This is a genomic window from Streptomyces zinciresistens K42, assembly GCF_000225525.1.
GTDB lineage: Bacteria > Actinomycetota > Actinomycetes > Streptomycetales > Streptomycetaceae > Streptomyces > Streptomyces zinciresistens.
This window is the reverse complement of record NZ_AGBF01000114.1, coordinates 1-21,958: the sequence shown is the minus strand read 5'-3', so window position 1 is coordinate 21,958 and position 21,958 is coordinate 1. Positions and strand designations below refer to the sequence as shown.

Sequence of the window (21,958 nt, the reverse complement as noted above, 5' to 3'; positions counted from 1 at the left end):
GCCCGTGTTTACGACGCCCCCAGCGGGTCACGCGGCTGGGAGCCCGGAGCCGGCCGGGACCGCCCGTGTCACGCCCGTACCGCGCGCACCGTCGGAGGCAGCCCGCCGCACCGCCCGGACACCGGAGCCCGAGGAGCCGCTCCACCGCTGTCGACGCACGACGAAAGGCAGATTCATGACGGAGATCCGACCCGCCACCACGACCGACTCCGGCGCGCCGGTGGAGAGCGACGAGCATTCGCTCACCGTGGGACCCGCGGGGCCGATCCTGCTCCAGGACGCCTATCTGATCGAGCAGATGGCCCAGTTCAACCGGGAGCGGATTCCCGAGCGCCAGCCGCACGCCAAGGGTAGCGGCGCCTTCGGCCACTTCGAGGTCACCGACGACGTGAGCGCCTACACCAGGGCGGCCCTCTTCCAGCCCGGCGTCCGCACCGACCTGGTCACCCGCTTCTCGACCGTCGCCGGGGAGCGCGGCAGCCCGGACACCTGGCGCGACCCGCGCGGCTTCGCGGTGAAGTTCTACACCAGCGAGGGCAACTACGACATGGTCGGCAACAACACGCCGGTCTTCTTCGTGAAGGACCCGATGAAGTTCCAGCACTTCATCCGGTCCCAGAAGCGCCGCGCGGACAACAACCTGCGCGACCACGACATGCAGTGGGACTTCTGGACCCTGTCCCCGGAGTCCGCGCACCAGGTCACCTGGCTGATGGGGGACCGCGGCATCCCGCGGACCTGGCGCCACATGAACGGCTACACCTCCCACACCTACATGTGGATCAACGCCTCCGGTGAGCGGTTCTGGGTGAAGTACCACTTCAAGACCGACCAGGGCGTCGAGTGCTTCACCCAGCACGAGGCCGACCAGATGGCCGCGGCCGACACGGACTACCACACCCGCGACCTCTTCGAGCACATCCGGGACGGCGACTTCCCCAGCTGGACCCTGTACGTGCAGGTCATGCCGTACGAGGAGGCCGCCCGCTACCGGTTCAACCCCTTCGACCTCACCAAGGTGTGGCCGCACGGCGACTATCCGCTCATCCGCGTCGGCCGGATGACGCTGGACCGCAACCCCACCGACAACCACGCCCAGATCGAGCAGGCCGCCTTCCAGCCCAACAACCTCGTCCCGGGCATCGGCCCGAGCCCGGACCGCATGCTGCTGGCCCGCCTGTTCTCCTACGCCGACGCCCACCGCCACCGCATCGGCGGCAACTACCAGCAACTCCCGGTCAACGCGCCCGTCGTGGACGTCCACACGTACTCCAAGGACGGCGCGATGGCCTACCGCAACACCACCGACCCGGTGTACGCCCCGAACTCCAAGGGCGGTCCCGCGGCGGACACCGAGGGCCACGGCTCCCCGCCCGGCTGGGCGGCCGACGGCGAGATCACGCGCGCCGCCTACGTCTCCCACCCCGAGGACGACGACTGGGGCCAGGCCGGCACGATGGTCCGCGAGGTCCTCGACGACGCGGCCCGCGACCGCCTGGTCGACAACGTCGTCGGCCACCTCCTCGACGGAGTCGGCGAACCCGTCCTGGAACGCGCCTTCGCGTACTGGTCGCACATCGACGAGACCCTCGGCAAGCGCATCGCCGACGGGGTGCGCGCCAAGGCCGGCGAGAAGGACCCGAAGGCGGCGCAGCAGGGCAACCCGGCCCGCGGTTCGATGCAGCACAAGGCGTAGCCGCACGCCGCCCGAGGGGGCGGTGGCGGACCTCCACGAACGGTCCGCCACCGCCCTTCGTGCGCTCCGGGCCCGTACACGGTCCCGCCGGCACGCGAGGTGGGGTGGGGCGCTTCGCCTCACGCGCCCCCGGGCCGGGCGCCGTCCACCCGGCAGGACCCCCGCACCGGGGCCCGCGGGCCCCGCTCCCCGCGCACCGGCGACGCGACCCGCGTAAGCGAGGCGGTGCCGCCAGTCCGGGTGCTCGGGCCGCGTGGCATCCTGTGACCTTCATGATCCGCCGGTCACCGTCAGGCGAACGGGCGCGGAGGTTGGGGGGGAAGGGTCGCATGAAGCTGTGTTTTCTGGTGGAGGAGAACTACCGCTACGACGGCATGCCGGTCGAGGTGATCCGGCAACTCGCCGCGTGGGGGCATCAGGTCGACGTACTGCGGCCCGGCGGTTCGCTGCTGCGGATGACGGATCTGGTCACCGCGGGCAGCCATGACGCGTGGGTGCTCAAGACCGTCTCCGGCGGACCCGGGCTCACGCTGCTGGAGGCCGCATCGGCGGCGGGCCTGGTCACCGTCAACGACGCCCGCGCCATCCGCGGGGTGCGGGACAAGGCGCTTGCCGCCGCGATAGGGCGCAGCCGCGGCCTGCCGATACCGCCGACGTACGCGGCCGCGACCCCCGAACTCCTCGCGCAGACACCGGAGTCGGAGTATCCGCTGGTGGTCAAGCCGGCGAACGGCAGCTCCGGCCGCGCGGTCCACCTCGTCGCCGCACCGGAAGGGCTCGCCGCGCTCGGGCCCGAACTGCGCGGTGAGGGGATGCTGATCGCACAGCCGTACCAGCCGAACCCGGGCGTCGACATCAAGGTCTACTGCGTCGCCGGCGACTTCTACGCCACCGAACGCCGCTCCCCCCTCCACCCCGACCGCCCGCACCCCGAACGACGGGTGCCGGTCCCCCGGGAGGTCGCGGCGGTCGCCGCGCAGGTCGGCGCGGTCTACGGGCTCGACCTCTACGGCCTCGACGTGCTGCTCACGCCGGACGGCCCGGTCGTGGTCGACGTCAACGACTTCCCGAGCTTCCGCCAGGTGCCGGACGCGGCGGCCCGTGTCGCCGCCGCGGTCCTCGACCTCGCCCGCACCCACCGCCCGTCCCCTGCCTGGTGCACGCCACCCAGCGCCCCGGCCACGGCAGTGGCGGTGCCGTGAACGGCCGCGCTCCGAGCGGTGCCCCGGCGGGGGACCCGGTGAACGGCCGTGCGGCGGAGGACGTTTCGGTGAGCCGGACGAACGGCCGCACCACGAGCGGGATGTCGGCGCGCCCTCTGGTCGACCCCCCGGTGGACGGCCTCGGCGCGGGCCACCCGGCCGGACCCACCGGCCCGGCACCCACCGGCCCCGGGCCGGTGGGTGCCGGGCGGCGCAGGGCAGGGCGGCTCAGGGTCGGGCTCATCACGCCGGATCCCGGGCATCCGCTGCTGGCGGCGACCGCCGCGCTGCTCGGCGGCTCGGGCGAAGCCGTCGTGGAGGCCGTCGCGCCCGACGGCGGGCCCCCGACGGGCGAGCCCGCCACCGTCTACCTGCTCAAGTCCCGCACGCCGCAGGCGATCTCGCTGGCCCGCACGCTCGAAGCCGCCGGGGCCGTCGTGCTCAACTCCGCCGCCGCGACCGCGCGCTGCCAGGACCGCACGGCGATGGCCGCCGACGCCCTGCGCGCCGGGCTGCCCTTCGCCGCGACCCGCACCTACCGCTCCGCCGCCGACCTGGCCGCCGGTGAGGAGGCGTCGGGCGCCGTGCCCGTCGTCGTCAAGAGCCGGCACAGCGGCAAGGGGGACGTGGTGCGACGGCTCGAAGGGAGCGCCGCGCTGCGGGACTTCGCCGCCCGCGCGCCCCACGGACCGTACATCGCGCAGGACTTCGTCCCGAACGCCGGCTGGGACCACAAGCTGTGGGCGATCGGCCCCCACGTCTTCGCCGCCCTGCGCCGCTCGGAGCTGGCGGGCCCGGCGGGCGCCGCCCCGGGGCCTGCCGCGATCCCCGACGCCTGGCGCGACCTCGTCCGCAGGACCGGCGAGGTCTTCGCCCTCGTCGTCTACGGCGTGGACGTCATCGCCACCCCCGACGGCCCGCTCATCGTGGACGTCAACGCCTTCCCCGGCGTCCGCGACCAGCCCGGTGCCCCCGAAGCCCTCGCCGACCTCACCCTCCGCGCCGCGCGCGGGCGTCACGGCGGGCCGGAACCGTCCAGCCGGAAGGCCCGGTAGGCGGCGGAGGTCGGCGCCGCCGCCCGCACCCGCACCCGCACCGGCTGCCGCGCCACCCGTGCCGCGCCGGGCACGAGCACGCCGAAGGCCGGCATCGACAGCCCCGGCCCCGAACCGGAGCGGCGCGACGACCACAGCGCCGGCAGGATCACCGCCCCCGAGCAGACCTGCACGGGAAGGGAACACGCTCCCGGAGGCCGCGCGTGCCCCCGGCAGCAGCACCCCGACGCCGACGGCGGACAACGGCCCCGCCCCGCACGGCGGACGGACGGTCAGGCGGCCGGCGAACCGGCCGGAGGCGATGCCGCCGCCGAAGCCGCCGGCCCGGTCCGCCCGCACACCGGGGTGGCCGAACGGGCCGCCGCGCCGCGCCCCGGCCCGGTGGGAGCGGAACCCCGGGCGAGGAGCCCTCTCCCCACGAGAAGCGACGTTCGCCACCCTCGCCGCCGTCGGCTCCGACGAGTGCCCATGTAGAGTGAAGAACGCCCTTGACCTGCACAAAGCAGGCAGGGAGCCGTCTTCCCGGGAGTCCGAAGTGCTGCGCACTCTGTTCAAGTCCAAGATCCACCGAGCCACCGTCACCCAGGCCGACCTGCACTACGTGGGATCGGTGACCATCGACGCGGAGTTGCTGGACGCCGCCGATCTGCTGGCCGGTGAGCTGGTGCACATCGTCGACGTCACCAACGGCGCCCGGCTGGAGACGTACGTCATCGAGGGCGAGCGGGGCTCCGGGGTCGTCGGGATCAACGGTGCCGCCGCTCATCTCGTGCACCCCGGTGATCTCGTGATCATCATCAGTTACGCTCAGCTGACCGACGCCGAGGCGCGGTCGTACGAGCCGCGGGTCGTGCACGTGGACGGCGCCAACCGGATCGTGGCCCTGGGCGCCGACCCGTCCGAGCCGGTGCCCGGCTCCGGGCAGGAGCGCGGCCCGCAGGCCGTGCCGGCGGCCTGAACCCCGCACGGCCCCGGTCCGTCCCGCACATCCTCACAACGACAGGAGCGTCCATGAGCGACCCCGAGATCCGCGACGACCGGGCGGCGGGCCGGCTGGAGGCCCGCCAGGACGGCGAAGTCATCGGCCGCATCGAGTACTTCGTCCTCGAAGCCCCCGCCCGTGCCCTGGTCCCCGTCCACACCATCGTGGAGCAGGCCCACGAGGGGAAGGGCGTCGCGGGCTCGCTCGCCCGTGAGCTGTACGCCGTCGCCGCGCGCGAGGGCGTCGTCGTCGCGCCGCTGTGCCCGTACGTCGTCAAGTGGGCCGAGCGCCACCCCGACGAGGCCCCGGCCGCCGACCCCGCGCTGCGGACGGCGGCGCTGGACTGGCTGCGCGCGCACCCCGGCCGGTTCTGACCGCCGCGGCGTACGGGTCCGGGCGGGCCCGGCGGGTCCACCCGGGCGGGCGGACCGGCGCGGCGGAGTGACTGGCGGTGCCGCCCCCGGGTACGCGGGGGAGTAGTCCGGAGCCGACGTGCGCCGACTGGCTGGAGGACGCCATGACGAACCCGTATCCGGAGCCCGGTCCCGCGGGGCCGACGCCGGGCCCGGAACCGCAGCACCCCGAACCGCACCCGGTTCCGGCACCGGAGCCCCCGCCGGCTCCCGGACCGCCGGCCCCGGGCCCGCCGCCTGCGCCGGAGCCGCCGACCCCCACGCCGGGGCCGCCGCCTCCGGGACCCGGGCCGACCCCGCCCGCTCCCACGCCCCCTGCGCCGCCGGGACCCCCGGAGCCCGCTCCGTCCCCGATCCCCCCGGGCCCGGAACCCGTACCGCACCCCGAGCCGGGGCCGCCCCTCACGTGAGGCACCCGAGGGCACCCGGAGCGGCGCCCGCGACCGCGGCACCGCGCGACGGCGAACGGCCCCCGCACCACGTCACCGTGGCGCGGGGGCCGTTCGCCGTCCTTCACCGGGCGGCGTCACCAGGTGCCGGGCCCGTGCCGGGGCCGTCTCAGGCGGAGACCTCCGAGCGGTCCCCGCCCCACAGCGTGTGGAACGAGCCGTCCCGGTCCGTGCGCCGGTAGGTGTGCGCACCGAAGAAGTCCCGCTGGCCCTGGGTCAGCGCGGCCGGCAGCCGCTCGGCGCGCAGCGCGTCGTAGTACGCGAGGGCCGCCGCGAAGCCGGGGGTGGGCACGCCCTGGCGGGTCGCGGCGACCAGCACCTCGCGCCAGTCGTCCTGCGCCTCGGCGATCTCCCGCGCGAACGTGTCGTCCGCCAGCAGGCTCGGCAGGTCGGCGCGGGCGTCGTAGGCGGCGCGGATCCGGTCGAGGAAGGCCGCGCGGATGATGCAGCCGCCGCGCCAGATGGCCGAGACCGCACCGAGGTCGATGTCCCAGCCGTACTCGGCGCGGGCCGCGTCGATCTCGTGGAAGCCCTGGGTGTAGGACACGATCTTCGAGGCGTACAGGGCCTGCTCGACACGGTCGGCGAAGGCCGCCGCCCCGGACTCCGACAGGGCCGTCGCCTTCGGTCCGGCCAGGCCCCGCGAGGACTCGCGCAGCCCCGCGTGCCCGGACAGCGAGCGGGCGAAGACCGCCTCGGCGATGCCGGAGACCGGGACGCCGAGGTCGAGCGCGATCTGCACGGTCCAGCGGCCCGTGCCCTTCTGCTCGGCCTGGTCGACCACCACGTCCACGAACGGCTTGCCGGTCGCCGCGTCCACGTGGGACAGCACCTCGGCGGTGATCTCGATCAGGTACGAGTCCAGCCGGCCCTCGTTCCAGGTGCGGAAGATCTCCGCGATCCGCGCGGGCTCGTACCCGGCGACGTCCCGCAGCAGCTGGTACGCCTCCCCGATGAGCTGCATGTCGGCGTACTCGATGCCGTTGTGCACCATCTTCACGAAGTGCCCGGCGCCGTCGGGGCCGACGTGCGTCACACAGGGCGCGCCGTCCTTCGCCTTCGCGGAGACCCTCTCCAGCATCGGGCCCAGGGAGTCGTAGGACTCCTTGGGGCCGCCCGGCATGATGCTCGGGCCGTTCAGCGCGCCCTCCTCGCCGCCGGAGACGCCCATGCCGACGAAGTGGACGCCCTGTTCACGCAGGTCGCGCTCTCGGCGGCGGGTGTCGGCGAAGTGCGCGTTGCCCCCGTCGATGATCATGTCGCCCGGCTCCAGCAGCGGCGCGAACTCCTGGATCACCGCGTCGGTCGGGTCGCCGGCCTTCACCATGATCACGAGCCGCCGCGGCCGCTCCAGCGCCGCGACGAACTCCTTGGCGGTCTCCGCCGCGACGAACTCGCCCTCGCCGCCGAACTCGTCCACCAGCGCGCGCGTGCGCGCGGGCGTCCGGTTGTGCACCGCGACCGTGTAGCCGTTGCGGGCGAAGTTGCGCGCGAGGTTGCGGCCCATGACCGCGAGACCCGTGACGCCGATCTGCGCCGAAGTGCTCATGCCGTTGGCTCCTAGTGCTCTCGATAGGGCGGCGATGCCCGTCCTGCCCGCCGTGGTGTCCCCCCGTCCATCCTGACGTGCCGGTACTCCGGCCGCACATCAGGGTGGCGCGACGTCGCAGGCACATACGCACGAAACGCCCCGGCGCACTCAGACCGTAGCGCGCGAGCGGCAACGTGCGCCCGTTCCGCGCCACTTGGCGCGAACAGGAGGCTGATTTGCCGTCTTGTCGCGGCCCGTCGGAAGCCCTTACTTTTGCCGCTCCTACCGCTTGTCAATGGGGGCCCCTTCATGGCCGTACGCGGCCGGCACCGCCGGTACCAGCCCAACAGGATCAACCGCGCCTCACTCACCGTCACCGCGGGCGGCGCCGGGATCGCGCTTCCCCTCATGGGCGCCGGGACCGCGCAGGCGGCCGACCTCGACACCTGGAACAAGGTCGCGGCGTGCGAGTCGACCGGCCGCTGGCAGGTCAACACCGGCAACGGCTACTACGGCGGTCTCCAGTTCGCCCAGTCGACCTGGGAGGCCTACGGCGGCGGCCGGTACGCGGCGCGCGCCGACCTGGCCACCAAGGACCAGCAGATCGCCGTCGCGGAGAAGGTGCTGGACGGGCAGGGGCCCGGGGCCTGGCCGACGTGCTCCCAGCGGGCCGGCCTGACCCGCGGCGGGGACACCCCCGACGTGCGCCCGGCCGCGGCCCGCAAGAGCACCGTCCAGGACGTCCGCCCGCAGACCACGCCCCAGTCCCGGGCCGGCCGGGCCGAGATGTACACCGTGGTGCGCGGCGACACCCTCTCCGGGATCGCCGAGACAAAGAAGGTCGGGGGCGGCTGGACGGGGCTGTACGCCGCGAACCGCGCGACGGTCGGCGCGGACCCCGATCTGATCGTCCCGGGCCAGCGGCTGGCGCTGCGCGGCAAGGCGGCCGGGGCCGCCCCGGAGGCGAAGCCCGAGGCGGCCGCGAAGAAGAGCGCCCCGAAGAAGAACACGCCGAAGGAGAGCGCCCGGAAGAAGAGCGCCCCGAAGCGGACCGCCGAGGACCACCGGGAGCGGGCCGACCGCAGCGCCCGCTCGCTGGTCGCCCCGGTCGGCGCGGCCACCGGCACCCCGTACCGCAAGGCGGGTTCGCTCTGGTCGAAGGGCTATCACACGGGCCTCGACTTCCCCGTGCCGACCGGCACCTCGGTGAAGTCCGTCGGCGCCGGGCAGATCGTGAGCGCCGGGTGGGCCGGTTCCTTCGGGTACCAGGTGATCGTCCGCCACGGCGACGGCCGCTACTCCCAGTACGCGCATCTTTCGGCCATCTCCGTGCGGGCCGGGCAGTCGGTGGGGGCGGGCCAGCGCATAGGCCGCTCCGGCAACACGGGCAACAGCACGGGCCCGCATCTGCACTTCGAGGTGCGGACGGGGCCCGGTTTCGGCTCGGACGTCGACCCGGTCGCCTACCTCCGGGCCGGCGGCGTCAGGATCTGACCCGGATCCGGCGCAGGTCGAGGACCGGCGCCGGACCGTAGGGCCCGCTGCGGAAGGGCCCGTACAGCCCCGTCGAGCCGTCGGGGCGCGCCCGCGGCGCCGGCGGCTCTTCGTGCCCCGCCTCCGCGGCCCCGGCCGGTACGAGGATGCCGGCCACGTCCTCCGGCACGACGATCCCCTGCCGCCCGTCCCGCTCCGCGCCGTCGAGCGGGACGGCCGCGGGCCGTGCCCCGGCAGCGGCCGGGAGCGCCGCTTCGCCCGCCGGCCCGGTGGGGGCCAGCCGCTCGGTGGTCAGCAGGATCAGGCCGCCCGCCGCCACCACACCGCAGCCGAGGGCGAGCAGGGTGCCGGCGGTGCCGTAGCGGAAGGTCTCGCCGAACATCGTGATGCCGACCGCGGCCGCCACGACCGGGTTCACCACCGTCAGCGTGGCCAGCGGGGCCGCGAGGCCCGCGCCGCGGTAGGCGGCCTGGGACAGCAGCAGACCTGCCGTGGAGAAGACGCCGATCACGGCCAGGCTGGGCACGTCCGCCGGGGACACCCCGCCGCTCCAGCCGACGGTGACGATCTTCGTGAAGACCGAGGACATGCCGAACGCTATGCCGGCCGCCGTTGCGAGCAGGGTGGCGCGCACCGCCGGGTGGCGGTGGGCGGCCCGGCCCGCGACCATGAGCGCCACGACGACGCCGCCGGTCACCAGGGCCACGGCCGCGCGCTCGGCGGGGTGCAGCGTCTGCGACGAGGAGGTGCCCACCAGGGACAGCAGGCCCGCCAGGCCGACCGTCGCCATGACCGCGCCGCGCCAGGCCGTCGACCCGGCCCTGCGGCCCACGAACAGCGCCGCCATCGGCAGCGCGAACACGATCGTCAGGGCCCCCAGCGGCTGCACCAGGCTCAGCGGACCGTAGGCCAGCGCCACCACGTGCAGCAGACCGCCCAGACCGTTCAGCGCGACGGCCGCCCACCAGCCGGTCCGGCGCATCGGCGCGAACTGCCGGTCCGGTGAGGACGCCGCGACCCGCTCCTGCACGATCGCCCCGCCCGCGTAGGCCACGGCGGAGACGAGCGAGAGCAGGACGGACAACGCGAGGGCGCTCATGAGCTGCTCCTCCGCGTCAGGCGGGGTCGGTGTCCCCGGCGTGGCGAACGGTCGGCTTCCATAATCAACACGATGCCGCGAAAACCGATTCCCGTCGTCGTACCAGAGCACCCACTGTGTCGTACTGCCGGGGGAGTACGAGGGCCGCCGCGTCATCCTCTGGTCTGGTGGGCGAGGACCCCGACCCCGAGGCGGAACCCCCGAGAGCCGCCCGCGATCCTGCTCCTCGTGGAACTCGACCCCCGGCTCGCCGCGCTGCGCCCCCTCGGCGGCTTCTTCGTCCTGCACACCTCCGCGACGGCCCGCGCGACCTCCGGCGAGCGGCCCGCTCACCCCGGCGGTCCCGCGGACCCCCGGACGCCCACCCTGGCCGAGGCGTACCGGCCCGTGCCGCCCGGCGGGCCTCCGGGACCCCTGGACCGGCGCGTGGCGAAGGTCGCCCGCGGCCTGCGCGCCCCCGAGCCGCGCGTCGCCGCCTCCGTGGCCCAGCTGGGGCTGGCGGCCCGGCTGTGGTCGGTGACGCTCGGCTGCGCCGCCCTGTACGGCGCCGTCCCCGACCTCGCCCCCGCTCTGGTGCGCTGGGACGCCGAGGCCGGCGCCCCCGACGACCTGCGGCTCGACGAGGTGCGGCCGCTGCCCGCCACGGCGGCGGCCGTCGCCGACGTCGTCCTCTCCGGCCACCTGGTGCCGCTGGCCGCCGCCGTGCGCGCCCGCCACCGGCTCGCCGAGGGGCTGCTGTGGGGCAACGCGGGCTCCGCCCTCGCCGGCGCGGCCCGCCAACTGGACACCTGGGCGCGCTCCGCGGGCCGTGCGGACACCGCGGCCCGCTCCCGCGACCTGACCGCCCGGCTGTTCGCCCACCCCCTGCTCGCCGCGACCGGCACCGGCGCCGCCGGCGAGTTCCGCCGCCGCAGCTGCTGCCTGTACTACCGGGTGCCCGGCGCCGGCGTGTGCGGCGACTGCTGCTTCACACGGCCCCCGCGCTCTTCCCCACGGGCGCCGTCCGGGTGACCATGAAAGGGCAACCAGCCAAGGAGAATGGGGGTTCCGGGTGCGAGTGGGACTGCTGACCCGGGAGTACCCGCCGGACGTGTACGGCGGCGCGGGTGTCCATGTCGAGTTCCTGGCCCGGGAGTTGAGGGACCTGGTCGACCTGGAGGTGCACTGCTGGGGCGAGGGCCGCACGGTGGGCGTGCGGCGCCACCGCCCCTGGTCCGCCCTCGACACCGCCAACGACGCGCTGCGCACCTTCTCCGTCGACCTGGCCATGGCCGCCGGCCTCGACGGCCGTGAACTCGTCCACTCCCACACCTGGTACGCCAACCTCGCGGGCCATCTCGGCAAGCTCCAGTACGGCATCCCGCATGTGATGACCGCCCACTCGCTGGAGCCGCTGCGCCCCTGGAAGGCCGAGCAGCTCGGCGGCGGCTACGCCCTGTCCGGCTGGGCCGAGCGCACCGCGATCGAGACCGCCGACGCGGTGATCGCCGTGTCCGGGGCCATGCGCGAGGACATCCTCGGCTGCTACCCGCAACTGGACCCGGGCCGGGTGCACGTGGTGCACAACGGCATCGACACCGCCCTGTACCGGCCCGACCACCGCACGGACGTCCTGGCCCGCCTCGGCCTCGACCCCGGCCGCCCCTACGTGCTGTTCGTCGGCCGCATCACCCGCCAGAAGGGCGTCCCCCATCTGCTGCGCGCGGTACGGGACATCGACCCGGCCGCCCAGGTGGTGCTGTGCGCCGGGGCTCCCGACACCCCGGAGATCGACCGGGAGTTCCGCGAGCTGTACCGGGAGCTGAGCCGGGTCCGCGAGGGCGTGCACTGGATCCCGCAGATGCTGCCGCGCCCCGAGGTCATCCAACTCCTCACGCACGCCGCCGTGTTCGTGTGCCCGTCGGTGTACGAGCCCCTCGGCATCGTCAACCTGGAGGCGATGGCCTGCGGGACACCCGTGGTGGCCTCCGCCGTCGGCGGCATCCCCGAGGTGGTCGAGGACGGCTCCACGGGCCTGCTCGTGCCGCTGGACGACGGCTTCGAGGCGGGCCTCGCCCGCGCGCTCGACTCGGTCGTCGGCGATCCGGCGACGGCGCGGCGGATGGGCGAGGCCGGACGGGCGCGCGCGGTGGGGGAGTTCGGCTGGGACGCGGTGGCCCGGCGCACCGTCGGGCTCTACGGGGAGATCCTCAAACAGGCATAGCGCGCGCGGCACCGGGCAGGCTGGGAGCAATCACGGTGAGGGGAGCGGCCATGCGTCGTGGGGGACCTTCGGTGCTCGGGATCGTCCTCGCGGGCGGAGCGGGCAAACGCCTGATGCCCCTGACCGCGGACCGCGCGAAACCGGCGGTCACCTTCGGCGGCACCTACCGGCTCGTGGACTTCGTCCTGTCCAACCTCGTCAACGCCGACATCCTGCGCATCTGCGTCCTCACGCAGTACAAGTCGCACTCGCTTGACCGGCACATCACCACGACCTGGCGGATGTCCAGCCTGCTGGGCAACTACGTCACCCCGGTCCCGGCCCAGCAGCGGCTGGGCCCGCGCTGGTACCTGGGCAGCGCGGACGCGATCCTGCAGTCCCTGAACCTCGTCCACGACGAACGGCCCGAGTACGTGGCGGTGTTCGGCGCCGACCACGTGTACCGCATGGACCCCCGCCAGATGCTCGCGCAGCACATCGAGGGCGGCGCCGGGGTGACGGTCGCCGGCATCCGCGTGCCGCGCTCGGAGTCCTCGTCCTTCGGGGTGATCAGCCCCGGCTCGGACGGGCAGAGCGTGGGGCGCTTCCTGGAGAAGCCCGCCGATCCGCCCGGTCTGCCGGACGACCCGCAGTCCGTGTTCGCCTCGATGGGCAACTACATCTTCACCACCAAGGCCCTCGTCGAGGCGCTCCAGCGGGACGCCGAGGACCAGGACTCCGTGCACGACATGGGCGGCTCGATCCTGCCGCAGCTGACCGGGCGCGGCGAGGCGCAGCTGTACGACTTCAGCGCCAACCACGTCCCCGGCGAGACCAGCCGCGACCAGGGGTACTGGCGCGACGTCGGCACCCTGGACGCCTACTACGACGCCCATATGGACCTCATCGCCGAGCGCCCCACCTTCAACCTCTACAACCGCGGCTGGCCCATCTACACCCACTCCAACCAGCTCTCCCCGGCCCGGTTCAACGCGGGCGGCATCGCCGGCGAGTCGATCATCAGCGCCGGCTGCCTGATCCGGGGGCAGGTGACGCGCTCCGTGCTCTCGCCGGGCGTGGTGGTCGACCCGGGGGCGGTCGTGCAGGGCTCGGTGCTGCACGACAACGTCCACATCGGGCGCGGCGCGGTGGTGCGGGGCGCGGTGCTCGACAAGAACGTCGACGTGCCGCCGGGCGCCACGATCGGCGTCAACCCGGAGCGCGACGCCGAGCTCTACACGGTCTCGCCGGGCGGGGTCATCGCGCTGGGCAAGGGCCAGCGGGTGCCGTAGCCGCCGCGGGGAGGGGGCCGTCCGTGACGCCTCCTCCCGGGTGACACCCACGGGATGCCCGGCGACGCAACCTGTGGTGGAGTGACCACATATGCACCATGAGTCCCACCCCTTTCTCCAGGTTTCCCCCGGGTGGGGACTTAATCTGCTGTTAACTGAGCGTAACTCGATCGTACTTGAATGTAATCGCCCGCAGGCGATTGACTGCTGGTCCACCCTCCGTCCACGCGAGGCACGCCCTTGACTTCCGACCCGCTCGCACCGCTCGACCTGGCGTTCTGGAACATCGAGTCCGCCGAGCACCCGATGCACCTGGCGGCGCTCGGCGTGTTCACGGCGCACTCGCCCACCGCCGGCGCCCACGCCGCGGACCTGCTCGCCACCCGCGCCGCGGCCGTGCCGGGGCTGCGGATGCGCATCCGGGACGCCTGGCGGCCGGGCGGACTGCTCCAGCCGTTCTCCTTCGGGGGCGCCGCCCGCGAGCCCGCCCCCGACTTCGACCCCCTCGACCACGTCCGGCTGCACGCCCCCGCCGCCGACTTCCAGGCCGCGGCCGGCCGCCTCATGGAACGGCCCCTGGAGCGGGGCCGCCCGCCGTGGGAGGCCCATGTGCTGCCCGGCGAGGACGGCGTCTCCTTCGCCGTGCTGTTCAAGTTCCACCACGCCCTGGCCGACGGACTGCGGGCGCTGACGCTCGCCGCCGCCGTCCTGGACCCGATGGACCTGCCGGCCCGCGGGCCCCGCCCCGCCGAGCCCGCGCGCGGCCGGCTCCCCGACGTGCGCCGGCTCCCCGCCCTGCTGCGCGGCGCCGTGTCCGACGCCGGCCGCGCCCTGGACATCGGCGCCTCCGTCGCCGTCTCGACGCTGGCGACGCGCTCCTCGCGCGCGCTGGCCGCCGAGCCGAGCGGCACCCGCCGCACCGCCGGGGTCGTCGTCGACATCGACGACGTGCACGTGATCCGCAAGACGGTCGGCGGCACCGTCAACGACGTCCTGATCGCGGTCGTCGCGGGCGCCCTGCGCCGCTGGCTCGACGAGCGCGGCGACGGCAGCGAGGGCGTGGCGCCCCGCGCGCTGATCCCCGTCTCCCGGCGCCGCCCGCGCGCCGCCCACCCGCAGGGCAACCGGCTCTCCGGCTACCTGATACGGCTTCCGGTCGGCGACCCCGACCCGCTGCGCCGCCTTCAGACGGTCCGCGCCGCCATGGACCGCAACAAGGACGCGGGCCCCCACCGGGGCGCGGGCGCCGTCGCCCTGCTCGCCGATCACGTCCCCGCGCTCGGCCACCGGTTCGGCGGACCGCTGGTCGCCCAGGCCGCCCGGCTCTGGTTCGACATCCTGGTCACCAGCGTGCCGCTGCCCGGCATCGCGCTGAAGCTCGGCGGGCACCAGGTCACCGAGGTCTACCCGTTCGCGCCGCTGGCCCGCGGCCAGTCCCTCGCGATCGCGATCTCGACGTACCGGGGACGCGTCCACTACGGCCTCGTCGCCGACGCCGAGGCCGTCCCCGACCTGGACGTGCTCGCCGCGGCCGTGACCGAGGAGGTCTCGGCGCTGATCACCGCCTGCGGCCCCTGATCCGGGGCCCCTCCCCGGGCCCGGTTCGCCGGATTTTGGAGGAGGGGCCCGGCGCTCCGTAGAATTCCGCGTGCGAAAGCGGGCGCGACCGGAGCGCCGCGGGTGATCAGGGAACGGCAGCGGCGATGACGGTGACACAGGACGGCCCCACGGCGAGCGCGGACGGGGTGCCGCACGAGTCCGGCGACGAGTTCCACGGCCCCGGCATCGACCCCGAGCGGCTGGCCGTCTGCCTCGGCGTGCTGGACGAACTCGACAGGCTGGACGTCGACCACCCCGACGCGATCACCGTGCGGCGGGCGACCGCGGGCGTCTACCGCACCGTGAAGCAGCGCCGCCGCCAGGAGCGCCGGGCCGCCAAGACCGCCCACGACAGGGCCGTCACGGAGTCCACGGCGACCGGCTCCGCCCAGCGCATCGACGACGAGACCGAGGGCCTGCTGCCCTCGTCCCGCACCGAGGAGGGCCGGGTCGCGGGGATACTCCAGCGCCCGCGCTCCTGCTACACCTGCAAGTCCCGGTACGTCGAGGTCGACTACTTCTACCACCAGCTCTGTCCGGACTGCGCCCGCGTCAACCGCGCCAAGCGCGACGCCCGCGCCGACCTCGCCGGCAAGCGCGCCCTGCTCACCGGCGGCCGAGCCAAGATCGGCATGTACATCGCGCTCCGGCTGCTGCGCGACGGCGCGCACACCACGATCACCACGCGCTTCCCCAAGGACGCCATCCGCCGCTTCAAGGCGATGGACGACTCCGCGGACTGGATGCACCGGCTGGAGGTCGTCGGCATCGACCTGCGCGACCCGGCGCAGGCCGTGGCCCTCGCCGAGCAGGTCGCCGCGGCGGGCCCGCTCGACATCCTCGTCAACAACGCCACCCAGACCGTGCGCCGGCTGCCCTCCGCCTACGCCGCCCTCGTGGAGGGCGAGAGCGCCCCGCTGCCCGCCGGGGAACTGCCCGCCCACCAGGTCATCGGCGCCTTCAACTCCGGCGCGGTCGACGGACTGGCCGCGCTGCCGCTGGGCACCAGCGGCCTGGACGCCCAGAAGGTCGCCGACCTCGCCCTGGTCGCGGGCAACGCCAGCGTCGCCCGCCACCTGGACGGCACCGCGATCGACGCGGGCGGCCTGGTCCCCGACGTCGTCGACTCCAACACCTGGGTCCAGACGATCGACCAGATCTCCCCGGTGGAGCTGCTGGAGACCCAGCTCTGCAACTACACCTCGCCCTTCATCCTGATCAGCGCGCTGCGCCCGGCGATGGCCGACGCGGCGAGGAAGGCGGCGAGCGGACGCGCCCACGTCGTGAACGTCTCCGCGATGGAGGGCGTCTTCGGCCGCGGCTACAAGGGCGCGGGCCACCCCAACACCAACGCCGCCAAGGCCGCGATGAACATGGTCACGCGGACCAGCGCACAGGAGATGTTCGAGAGCGACGGCATCCTCATGACGTCGGTCGACACCGGCTGGATCACCGACGAACGGCCGCACTACGACAAGCTGCGCCTGGCCGACGAGGGTTTCCACGCCCCGCTCGACCTGGTCGACGGAGCGGCCCGCGTCTACGACCCGATCGTGCGCGGCGAGGCGGGCGAGGACCTGTACGGCGTCTTCCTGAAGGACTACGCGCCGGGCAAGTGGTAGCCGGCCCGCCCGGGAGGCCCGCCCGCCGCCCCCGGTGCCCGGCGCCCTGCCGGGAGCGGCGGGCACCGAGTACGTGACGGGTCGTCAGTCGACCGCCCTGAGCGGTGAGTTGCGGGACGCCACCAGTTCCAGCACGGTCCGCCAGTCCTCCAGGACCCCGGCGTCGAAGGGGGCGTCGCGCCCCTCCTCGCCGGCCAGCCGCAGCCGCAGCAGATCGTCGTCGGCGCCGTCCCCCGCCGTGCCGTGCCCGCGGACCAGGCGGGCGACGCGCGCGCCGAGGAGCGGCCGTACCGCGTCCGCCGCGCAGTGCGGGTGACGGGCGGCGTCACCGGGGCGCAGCAGCGGTCCGATGGCCGCGACGAGTCCCGCGACCTGGAGTTCCTTGTCGGCGGGCCGGGCGCGGCGCAGCAGGGCCGCCGTCCGCAGGGCGTGCTGGTGCAGATCGACCGGGGCGCCGGGGCCGGTCGCGGCCCGGGTGCCCCGGCAGGCGTACAGCAGATCCATCAGCTCCTCGACGCTGCGCAGCTCCACGCGTGGGTCCTCCCGCCGGACGGGCCGTTGCCGTCCGTCAGCAGATCATGGCCGCTTTGCGATTCGGCCAACGGGACCTGAACTGAGCGGCGTGCCCGCGCTCCTGACGGGCCACTGCACGCCGCTCACCCGAATGGGTGAGCGGTAAATGCCGCATTCCACAACAAAACAGAGGATGAAGGGCAGGTGAATATCGGTCGACTCCGGATAGTTACACGTTGTTTGCAGCCCCATCGAGCAGGTGCCCGCTCATTTGGTTAATCTGGAGCGGACGGACAGCTCCACAGGGTCCCAACCCACACCCACGGTCCGTCCCGGGACAAGCCGGTGCACAACGGCCTGCTTGCACACCAGTTACCGGCGCCACCGCGTCCGAGCCGACTTTGAGTTTTCGACCCGAGTGGGCGTGAGGGACCGGACCGCAGACCGGCCGGCCCCGCCCCGAGGGTGATCCGACACAGAAGGAGTGCGCGGTGACACCTGAGACGACGAATCGCGATCAGCGCCCCAAGGAACGCACGGAGCGCTCGGCCCGCCGGTCGACGGAGATCGGAAGCCTGGACGTGTGGGCCAGGTCGGCCCCGATCCGTCTGGCGGGCTACGAGGACGACCTCGCCGAGCCCCATATCCTGCCCAGCGTCGACTGACGGGGCGCGAACCCTTCGCGATCGCCGACCGCATGGGCGTGCGAGACTCACGCCCATGCTGATCAGGGAAGCCGTGGCCGCCGACTGGCCGCGGATCTGGCCTTTCTGGCACCGTGTCGTCGCCGCGGGCGAGACCTACACCTGGGACCCCGGCACCACCGAGCCCGACGCCCGCGCCCTGTGGACGGGCCCGGGGAAACGTGTCTTCGCGGTCGAGGACGACTCCGGAGCGCTCGTGGCCTCCGCCTACCTCACCGCCAACTACGGCGGCCCCGCCTCCCGCGTCGCCAACGCCGGGTTCATGGTCGACCCCGACCACGGAGGCCGCGGCATCGGCCGGGCCCTCGCCGAGCACGTCCTCGCCGCCGCCGCGGCCGACGGCTACCGGGCCATGGTCTTCAACGCCGTCGTCGCGACCAACCCCGCCGTGCGCCTGTGGACCTCCCTCGGTTTCACCGTCCTCGGCACGGTCCCGGACGCCTTCGCGCACCCCCGTCACGGCCCGGTCGGGCTGCACGTCATGCACAGGGCGCTGTGAGGTCGGGTGCGCCGGCCGTCGCGGGGGTCGATCCGCGGGGCCGCCGTACGGGGCGCGGCGCTGCCTCCATCATTCGGCCTGCGTGCTTGATGACATCGCTATTTGCCTAAAGTCTTTAGGTGAATGCATACTCGTTCTCGGTGAACGAGAGGATGGTCATGGCACGCGCTGGACTGACCGCGGACCGCCTGGTGCGGGCCGGGGCCGAACTGGCCGACGAGATCGGCTTCGAGCAGGTGACCGCGTCCGAGCTGGCACGCCGGTTCGACGTCAAGGTCGCGAGTCTGTACTCGCACGTACGCAACTCGCAGGACCTCAAGACGCGGATCGCCCTGTTCGCCCTGGAGGAGATGGCCGACCGGGCCGCCGACGCCCTCGCGGGACGGGCCGGCAAGGACGCCCTGGTCGCCTTCGCCGACGTCTACCGCGACTACGCCCGCGAGCACCCCGGCCGCGCCGCCGCCGCCCGTATGCCGCTCGACCCCGCGACCGCCGCGGCCGGCGCGGGGCCGCGCCACGCGCAGATGACCCGGGCCGTCCTGCGCGGCTACGACCTGGCCGAGCCGGAGGCCACCCACGCCGTACGGCTGCTCGGCAGCGTCTTCCACGGCTACTCCAGCCTGGAGCGGGCAGGCGGTTTCAGCCACAGCGCCCCCGACTCCGAGGAGACCTGGATCAGGATTCTGGACGCCCTCGACGCGCTGCTGCGCAACTGGCCCACCGCGCACACCCCTTGACCGACACGCAGAGGACCCAGAGGACCCACAGGACCCGGAGGACGCTGAGGACATGCACACCGAGCACGATCTGATCACCACCCCCGTGACCGCCGCCCTGCTGCGCGGCGCCCTCGACGTGGAGCGCACCGGGCAGGGCGTGCTGCCGCACCGGCTGCCCGCCCGTGCGCGGGCGCAGAACACCGACGGACAGCTGGCCATGGCCGAGGCCCAGCCCTCCGGCGTACGGCTGGCCTTCCGCACCCGCGCCAGGACGGTCGAACTGGACACCCTGCCCACCAAGCGCGCCTACGTCGGCCTGCCGCCCCGCCCGGACGGCGTCTACGACCTCGTCGCCGACGGCGCGCTGGTCGCGCAGGGCAGCGTCACCGAGGGCCGTGTCATCGTCATCGACATGACCACCGGCAGCGCCGAGCAGCGCCCCGGGCGGCCCGGCACCGTCCGCTTCACCGACCTGCCCGAGGGCGACAAGGACGTCGAGATCTGGCTGCCGCACAACGAGACCACCGAACTGATCGCGCTGCGCACCGACGCCCCCGTCGAGCCCGCGCGCGAGACCGGGCGCACGGTCTGGCTGCACCACGGCAGTTCCATCAGCCACGGGTCCGACGCCGCGAGCCCCACCGCCATCTGGCCCGCCCGCGCCGCCGCGCTGGCCGGTGCGGAGCTGATCAACCTGGGCCTGGCCGGAAGCGCCCTGCTCGACCCGTTCACCGCCCGCGCGCTGCGCGACACCCCCGCCGACTGCATCAGCGTCAAGATCGGCATCAACGTCGTCAACGCCGACCTGATGCGGCTGCGCGCCTTCGGGCCCGCCGTCCACGGCTTCCTCGACACCGTGCGCGAGGGCCATCCGACGACCCCGCTGCTGGTCGTCTCGCCCATCCTGTGCCCGATCCACGAGGACACCCCCGGCCCCAGCGCCCCGGACCTCGACTCCCTGAGCGAGGGGCGGCTGCGGTTCGTCGCCATGGGGGACCCGGCGGAGCGCGCGGCCGGCAAGCTGACGCTCGGCGTCGTCCGCGAGGAACTCGCCCGCATCGTGGAACAGCGCGCGGCCGAGGACCCGAACCTGCACCTCCTCGACGGCCGCGAGCTCTACGGCGAGGACGACCACGCCGAACTCCCGCTGCCCGACGGCCTCCACCCCGACGCCGCCACCCACCGCCGCATCGGCGCCCGCTTCGCCCGCCTGGCCTTCACGGCGACGGGTCCGTTCAGGACGGCTTCGGGCCGTCCCTAGGGCGGGTTTCGAAAGTCCCGCCCGCCCTGCGGGCGGACGACGCTCCTTTCGTAACACGCCCTGGTGCGGTGACCGGGAGGGTCCACCGGCTCGCGACGCCCGGCACGGCACCTCGCGCGTGGTCGCCTCGCCCGGGTACGTCCGGTACGCGGACGAGGCTCCGCCGTGCGAGGCACCCCACCGGACGCCGCGAGCCTCCGGCAAAGCCTCCCGGCCACCGCACTGACCGAGCGCGGCAGCACGGGTGCGGTCGGCCGACGCGTTCCGCCAGGGCCAGGAGGGTGGCCTCCGTACCCGGTCGGCCACCGGCCGGGTACGTCACACGTCCCGTGCCGCACCCGTGCTGCCGCGCTCGGTCAGGCGCGGTACCGGGACCCGCACCGCGCGGGCCGGGCCGCCGTCCAGCAGGGCGGTCAGTTCACGGGCCGCGGTGCGGCCGAACTCCACGCTGTCCCGGGAGAGCGCCGAGAGCCAGGGCTTGACCATGCGGCACAGGGCCGAGTCCTCCCAGGACACCACCGAGACGTCCGCCGGTACCGCGAAGCCGAGTTCGGCCGCGGCGGCGGCGCCGGCCACGGCCATCACGTCGTTGTCGTAGATCAGCGCGGTCGGCGGCGCGTCGCCCCGCAGGACCCGGCGGGTGACGGCCGCGCCCGCGGCGTCGGAGTAGTCCGTGGTCACCGACCGCACCTCCGGCAGTCCGCGGCGCTCGGCCTCCGCGCGCAGGGTGCGGACGCGTCGCTCGGTGTGGGCGAGCCCCGGCAGGCCCGCGATGTGCACGATGCGACGGTGGCCGAGGGCGTGGAGCCCGTCCACGACGGACGCCATCGCGCCCGCGTCGTCCGCCCAGACCGTGGAGAGCCCCGGGTGGCGGACGTCCGGCGCGCCGCCGATCACCACGGCGGGCAGCCCGAGTCCGTCGAGGAGGTCCGGGCGCGGGTCGTCGGTGCGCGGATCGACCACGAGCACCCCGTCCACCCGGTGCTCGGCCCACCACCGCCGGTACACCGCGCACTCGTCGGCGACGTCCTCGACCACCTGGAACAGCAGCCCCAGATGCCGCTCCGCCAGCACCTCCTGGATGCCCGAGACGAGTTGGAGGAAGAACGAGTCCACCCCGAGGGTGTCCGCGGGCCGCGCGAGCACGAAGCCGACCGTCGCCGCGCCCTCCCCGGACAGCGCCCGCGCCGCCGTGCTGGGGCGCCATCCCAGCTCCTCGGCGACCTGCCGCACCCGGTCGCGGGTGTCCTCCGAGACGCCGGGCCGGCCGTTCAGCGCGAAGGAGACCGCGCTCTGGGAGACCCCCGCGTGCCGCGCTATGTCCTTCATCGTGGGCCGGCGGGCCGGTGACCGCTTGCCTGACATGGTGCTTCCCCATTTCGCTCACACATTCCCCGGGCAGTATGCACTAATGCGGTTCAGTGGAGATCGTCCATGTCGCGTCTAATGCGCTTCAGTTCGGTGACCCTAATGCGCTTTAGCCACTAAAGAAATTAGCTGCGCGAGAGTCATTGACGGGCTGGTCGAGCGGCGTGCAGGGTCTGCCACGTCGACCAATCCGCCCGCCAAGGAGGCCGGTTCACGGTGCCCGTTCCCCGCAGAGTCCTCGCCGCCGTATTCACCGTCTGCCTCGCGCTGCCGCTCAG

The 21,958-nt window shown here is 74.1% G+C and carries 20 protein-coding genes; 15 read left to right on the top strand and 5 right to left on the bottom strand.

Translation table 11 applies throughout. From position 1 onward, the window contains the following. The first annotated feature begins 175 nt into the window (after nt 1-175). The 3 genes from SZN_RS24955 to SZN_RS24945 all read left to right on the top strand — a co-directional run bounded on the left by SZN_RS24955 (nt 176) and on the right by SZN_RS24945 (nt 3,953). Entirely contained in the window at nt 176-1,696 is a 1,521-nt protein-coding gene (locus SZN_RS24955) for a catalase (protein WP_007500033.1), read from the top strand. 329 nt (nt 1,697-2,025) lie between these two features. Further along, a complete protein-coding gene (locus SZN_RS24950; RefSeq protein ID WP_007500031.1) occupies nt 2,026-2,898 on the top strand; it encodes a ribosome assembly protein YhbY in 873 nt (290 codons plus the stop codon). A gap of 68 nt (nt 2,899-2,966) precedes the next feature. Further along, on the top strand, nt 2,967-3,953 hold the full coding sequence (locus SZN_RS24945; RefSeq protein ID WP_007500029.1) for an ATP-grasp domain-containing protein: 987 nt from the start codon (nt 2,967-2,969) through the stop codon (nt 3,951-3,953). Here the strand turns inward: SZN_RS24945 and SZN_RS24940 are convergent. Further along, entirely contained in the window at nt 3,914-4,126 is a 213-nt protein-coding gene (locus SZN_RS24940; protein WP_007500027.1) for a hypothetical protein, read from the bottom strand. The two genes, SZN_RS24945 and SZN_RS24940, sit on opposite strands and share 40 nt — an antisense overlap. A 362-nt stretch (nt 4,127-4,488) precedes the next feature. Between SZN_RS24940 and panD the strand changes: the two genes are divergently transcribed. Together panD and SZN_RS24930 are read left to right on the top strand one after the other, a co-directional pair. After that, a complete protein-coding gene (gene panD, locus SZN_RS24935; RefSeq protein ID WP_007500025.1) occupies nt 4,489-4,911 on the top strand; it encodes an aspartate 1-decarboxylase in 423 nt (140 codons plus the stop codon). Nucleotides 4,912-4,964: 53 nt separating this feature from the next. Further along, entirely contained in the window at nt 4,965-5,309 is a 345-nt protein-coding gene (locus SZN_RS24930; RefSeq protein ID WP_007500023.1) for a GNAT family N-acetyltransferase, read from the top strand. 597 nt (nt 5,310-5,906) lie between these two features. Here SZN_RS24930 and gndA read toward each other — a convergent pair. Further along, nucleotides 5,907-7,346, bottom strand: a complete 1,440-nt coding sequence (gene gndA, locus SZN_RS24925; RefSeq protein ID WP_007500021.1) for an NADP-dependent phosphogluconate dehydrogenase — start codon at nt 7,344-7,346, stop codon at nt 5,907-5,909. A gap of 291 nt (nt 7,347-7,637) precedes the next feature. Between gndA and SZN_RS24920 the strand changes: the two genes are divergently transcribed. After that, a complete protein-coding gene (locus SZN_RS24920; protein ID WP_007500019.1) occupies nt 7,638-8,822 on the top strand; it encodes a transglycosylase family protein in 1,185 nt (394 codons plus the stop codon). On the opposite strand, the gene SZN_RS24915 is transcribed toward SZN_RS24920, so the two are convergent. Continuing rightward, nucleotides 8,812-9,921 carry a DMT family transporter gene (locus SZN_RS24915; RefSeq protein WP_007500017.1) on the bottom strand — a complete coding sequence of 370 codons (1,110 nt, stop codon included), beginning with the start codon at nt 9,919-9,921 and terminating at the stop codon, nt 8,812-8,814. The genes SZN_RS24920 and SZN_RS24915 overlap by 11 nt on opposite strands. A gap of 228 nt (nt 9,922-10,149) precedes the next feature. Here SZN_RS24915 and SZN_RS24910 point away from each other — a divergent pair, with 228 nt between their 5' ends. From SZN_RS24910 to SZN_RS24890, 5 genes are all read left to right on the top strand, one after another. Continuing rightward, nucleotides 10,150-10,932, top strand: coding sequence for a (2Fe-2S)-binding protein (locus SZN_RS24910; RefSeq protein ID WP_007500015.1), 783 nt, complete (start codon nt 10,150-10,152; stop codon nt 10,930-10,932). 40 nt (nt 10,933-10,972) lie between these two features. Further along, complete coding sequence (gene glgA, locus SZN_RS24905; protein ID WP_043732915.1) at nt 10,973-12,124, top strand: glycogen synthase; 1,152 nt, start codon at nt 10,973-10,975, stop codon at nt 12,122-12,124. Nucleotides 12,125-12,174: 50 nt separating this feature from the next. Then, on the top strand, nt 12,175-13,395 hold the full coding sequence (gene glgC / locus SZN_RS24900) for a glucose-1-phosphate adenylyltransferase (RefSeq protein WP_043732912.1): 1,221 nt from the start codon (nt 12,175-12,177) through the stop codon (nt 13,393-13,395). A gap of 240 nt (nt 13,396-13,635) precedes the next feature. Continuing rightward, nucleotides 13,636-14,973, top strand: coding sequence for a wax ester/triacylglycerol synthase family O-acyltransferase (locus SZN_RS24895; protein ID WP_007500009.1), 1,338 nt, complete (start codon nt 13,636-13,638; stop codon nt 14,971-14,973). 125 nt (nt 14,974-15,098) lie between these two features. Continuing rightward, nucleotides 15,099-16,616, top strand: coding sequence for an SDR family NAD(P)-dependent oxidoreductase (locus SZN_RS24890; protein ID WP_007500007.1), 1,518 nt, complete (start codon nt 15,099-15,101; stop codon nt 16,614-16,616). Nucleotides 16,617-16,700: 84 nt separating this feature from the next. On the opposite strand, the gene SZN_RS24885 is transcribed toward SZN_RS24890, so the two are convergent. Then, entirely contained in the window at nt 16,701-17,147 is a 447-nt protein-coding gene (locus tag SZN_RS24885; RefSeq protein WP_007500005.1) for a hypothetical protein, read from the bottom strand. A 473-nt stretch (nt 17,148-17,620) separates the two neighbouring features. On the opposite strand from SZN_RS24885, the gene SZN_RS40570 reads away from it, so the two are divergent. The 4 genes from SZN_RS40570 to SZN_RS24870 all read left to right on the top strand — a co-directional run bounded on the left by SZN_RS40570 (nt 17,621) and on the right by SZN_RS24870 (nt 20,312). Beyond that, nucleotides 17,621-17,794, top strand: a complete 174-nt coding sequence (locus SZN_RS40570) for a hypothetical protein (protein ID WP_007500003.1) — start codon at nt 17,621-17,623, stop codon at nt 17,792-17,794. 55 nt (nt 17,795-17,849) lie between these two features. Next, nucleotides 17,850-18,332, top strand: coding sequence for a GNAT family N-acetyltransferase (locus tag SZN_RS24880; RefSeq protein WP_007500001.1), 483 nt, complete (start codon nt 17,850-17,852; stop codon nt 18,330-18,332). Between the two features lie 158 nt (nt 18,333-18,490). Further along, nucleotides 18,491-19,069 carry a TetR/AcrR family transcriptional regulator gene (locus SZN_RS24875; RefSeq protein WP_043732919.1) on the top strand — a complete coding sequence of 193 codons (579 nt, stop codon included), beginning with the start codon at nt 18,491-18,493 and terminating at the stop codon, nt 19,067-19,069. Between the two features lie 52 nt (nt 19,070-19,121). Further along, nucleotides 19,122-20,312: a GDSL-type esterase/lipase family protein gene (locus tag SZN_RS24870; RefSeq protein WP_007499997.1), complete on the top strand. Its 1,191-nt coding sequence runs from the start codon at nt 19,122-19,124 to the stop codon at nt 20,310-20,312. Between the two features lie 318 nt (nt 20,313-20,630). On the opposite strand, the gene SZN_RS24865 is transcribed toward SZN_RS24870, so the two are convergent. Continuing rightward, nucleotides 20,631-21,677, bottom strand: a complete 1,047-nt coding sequence (locus tag SZN_RS24865) for a LacI family DNA-binding transcriptional regulator (protein WP_007499995.1) — start codon at nt 21,675-21,677, stop codon at nt 20,631-20,633. Nucleotides 21,678-21,958 lie beyond the last annotated feature (281 nt).

Bases quoted from the DNA above. Each gene is read 5' to 3' on its own strand.
- gndA (WP_007500021.1), bottom strand. From the start codon at position 7,346: ATGAGCACTTCGGCGCAGATCGGCGTCACGGGTCTCGCGGTCATGGGC.
- glgC (WP_043732912.1), top strand. From the start codon at position 12,175: ATGCGTCGTGGGGGACCTTCGGTGCTCGGGATCGTCCTCGCGGGCGGA.
- SZN_RS24915 (WP_007500017.1), bottom strand. From the start codon at position 9,921: ATGAGCGCCCTCGCGTTGTCCGTCCTGCTCTCGCTCGTCTCCGCCGTG.
- SZN_RS24950 (WP_007500031.1), top strand. From the start codon at position 2,026: ATGAAGCTGTGTTTTCTGGTGGAGGAGAACTACCGCTACGACGGCATG.
- SZN_RS24890 (WP_007500007.1), top strand. From the start codon at position 15,099: ATGACGGTGACACAGGACGGCCCCACGGCGAGCGCGGACGGGGTGCCG.
- SZN_RS24870 (WP_007499997.1), top strand. From the start codon at position 19,122: ATGCACACCGAGCACGATCTGATCACCACCCCCGTGACCGCCGCCCTG.
- SZN_RS24920 (WP_007500019.1), top strand. From the start codon at position 7,638: ATGGCCGTACGCGGCCGGCACCGCCGGTACCAGCCCAACAGGATCAAC.
- SZN_RS24880 (WP_007500001.1), top strand. From the start codon at position 17,850: ATGCTGATCAGGGAAGCCGTGGCCGCCGACTGGCCGCGGATCTGGCCT.
- SZN_RS24865 (WP_007499995.1), bottom strand. From the start codon at position 21,677: ATGTCAGGCAAGCGGTCACCGGCCCGCCGGCCCACGATGAAGGACATA.
- SZN_RS24930 (WP_007500023.1), top strand. From the start codon at position 4,965: ATGAGCGACCCCGAGATCCGCGACGACCGGGCGGCGGGCCGGCTGGAG.
- SZN_RS24955 (WP_007500033.1), top strand. From the start codon at position 176: ATGACGGAGATCCGACCCGCCACCACGACCGACTCCGGCGCGCCGGTG.
- SZN_RS24875 (WP_043732919.1), top strand. From the start codon at position 18,491: ATGGCACGCGCTGGACTGACCGCGGACCGCCTGGTGCGGGCCGGGGCC.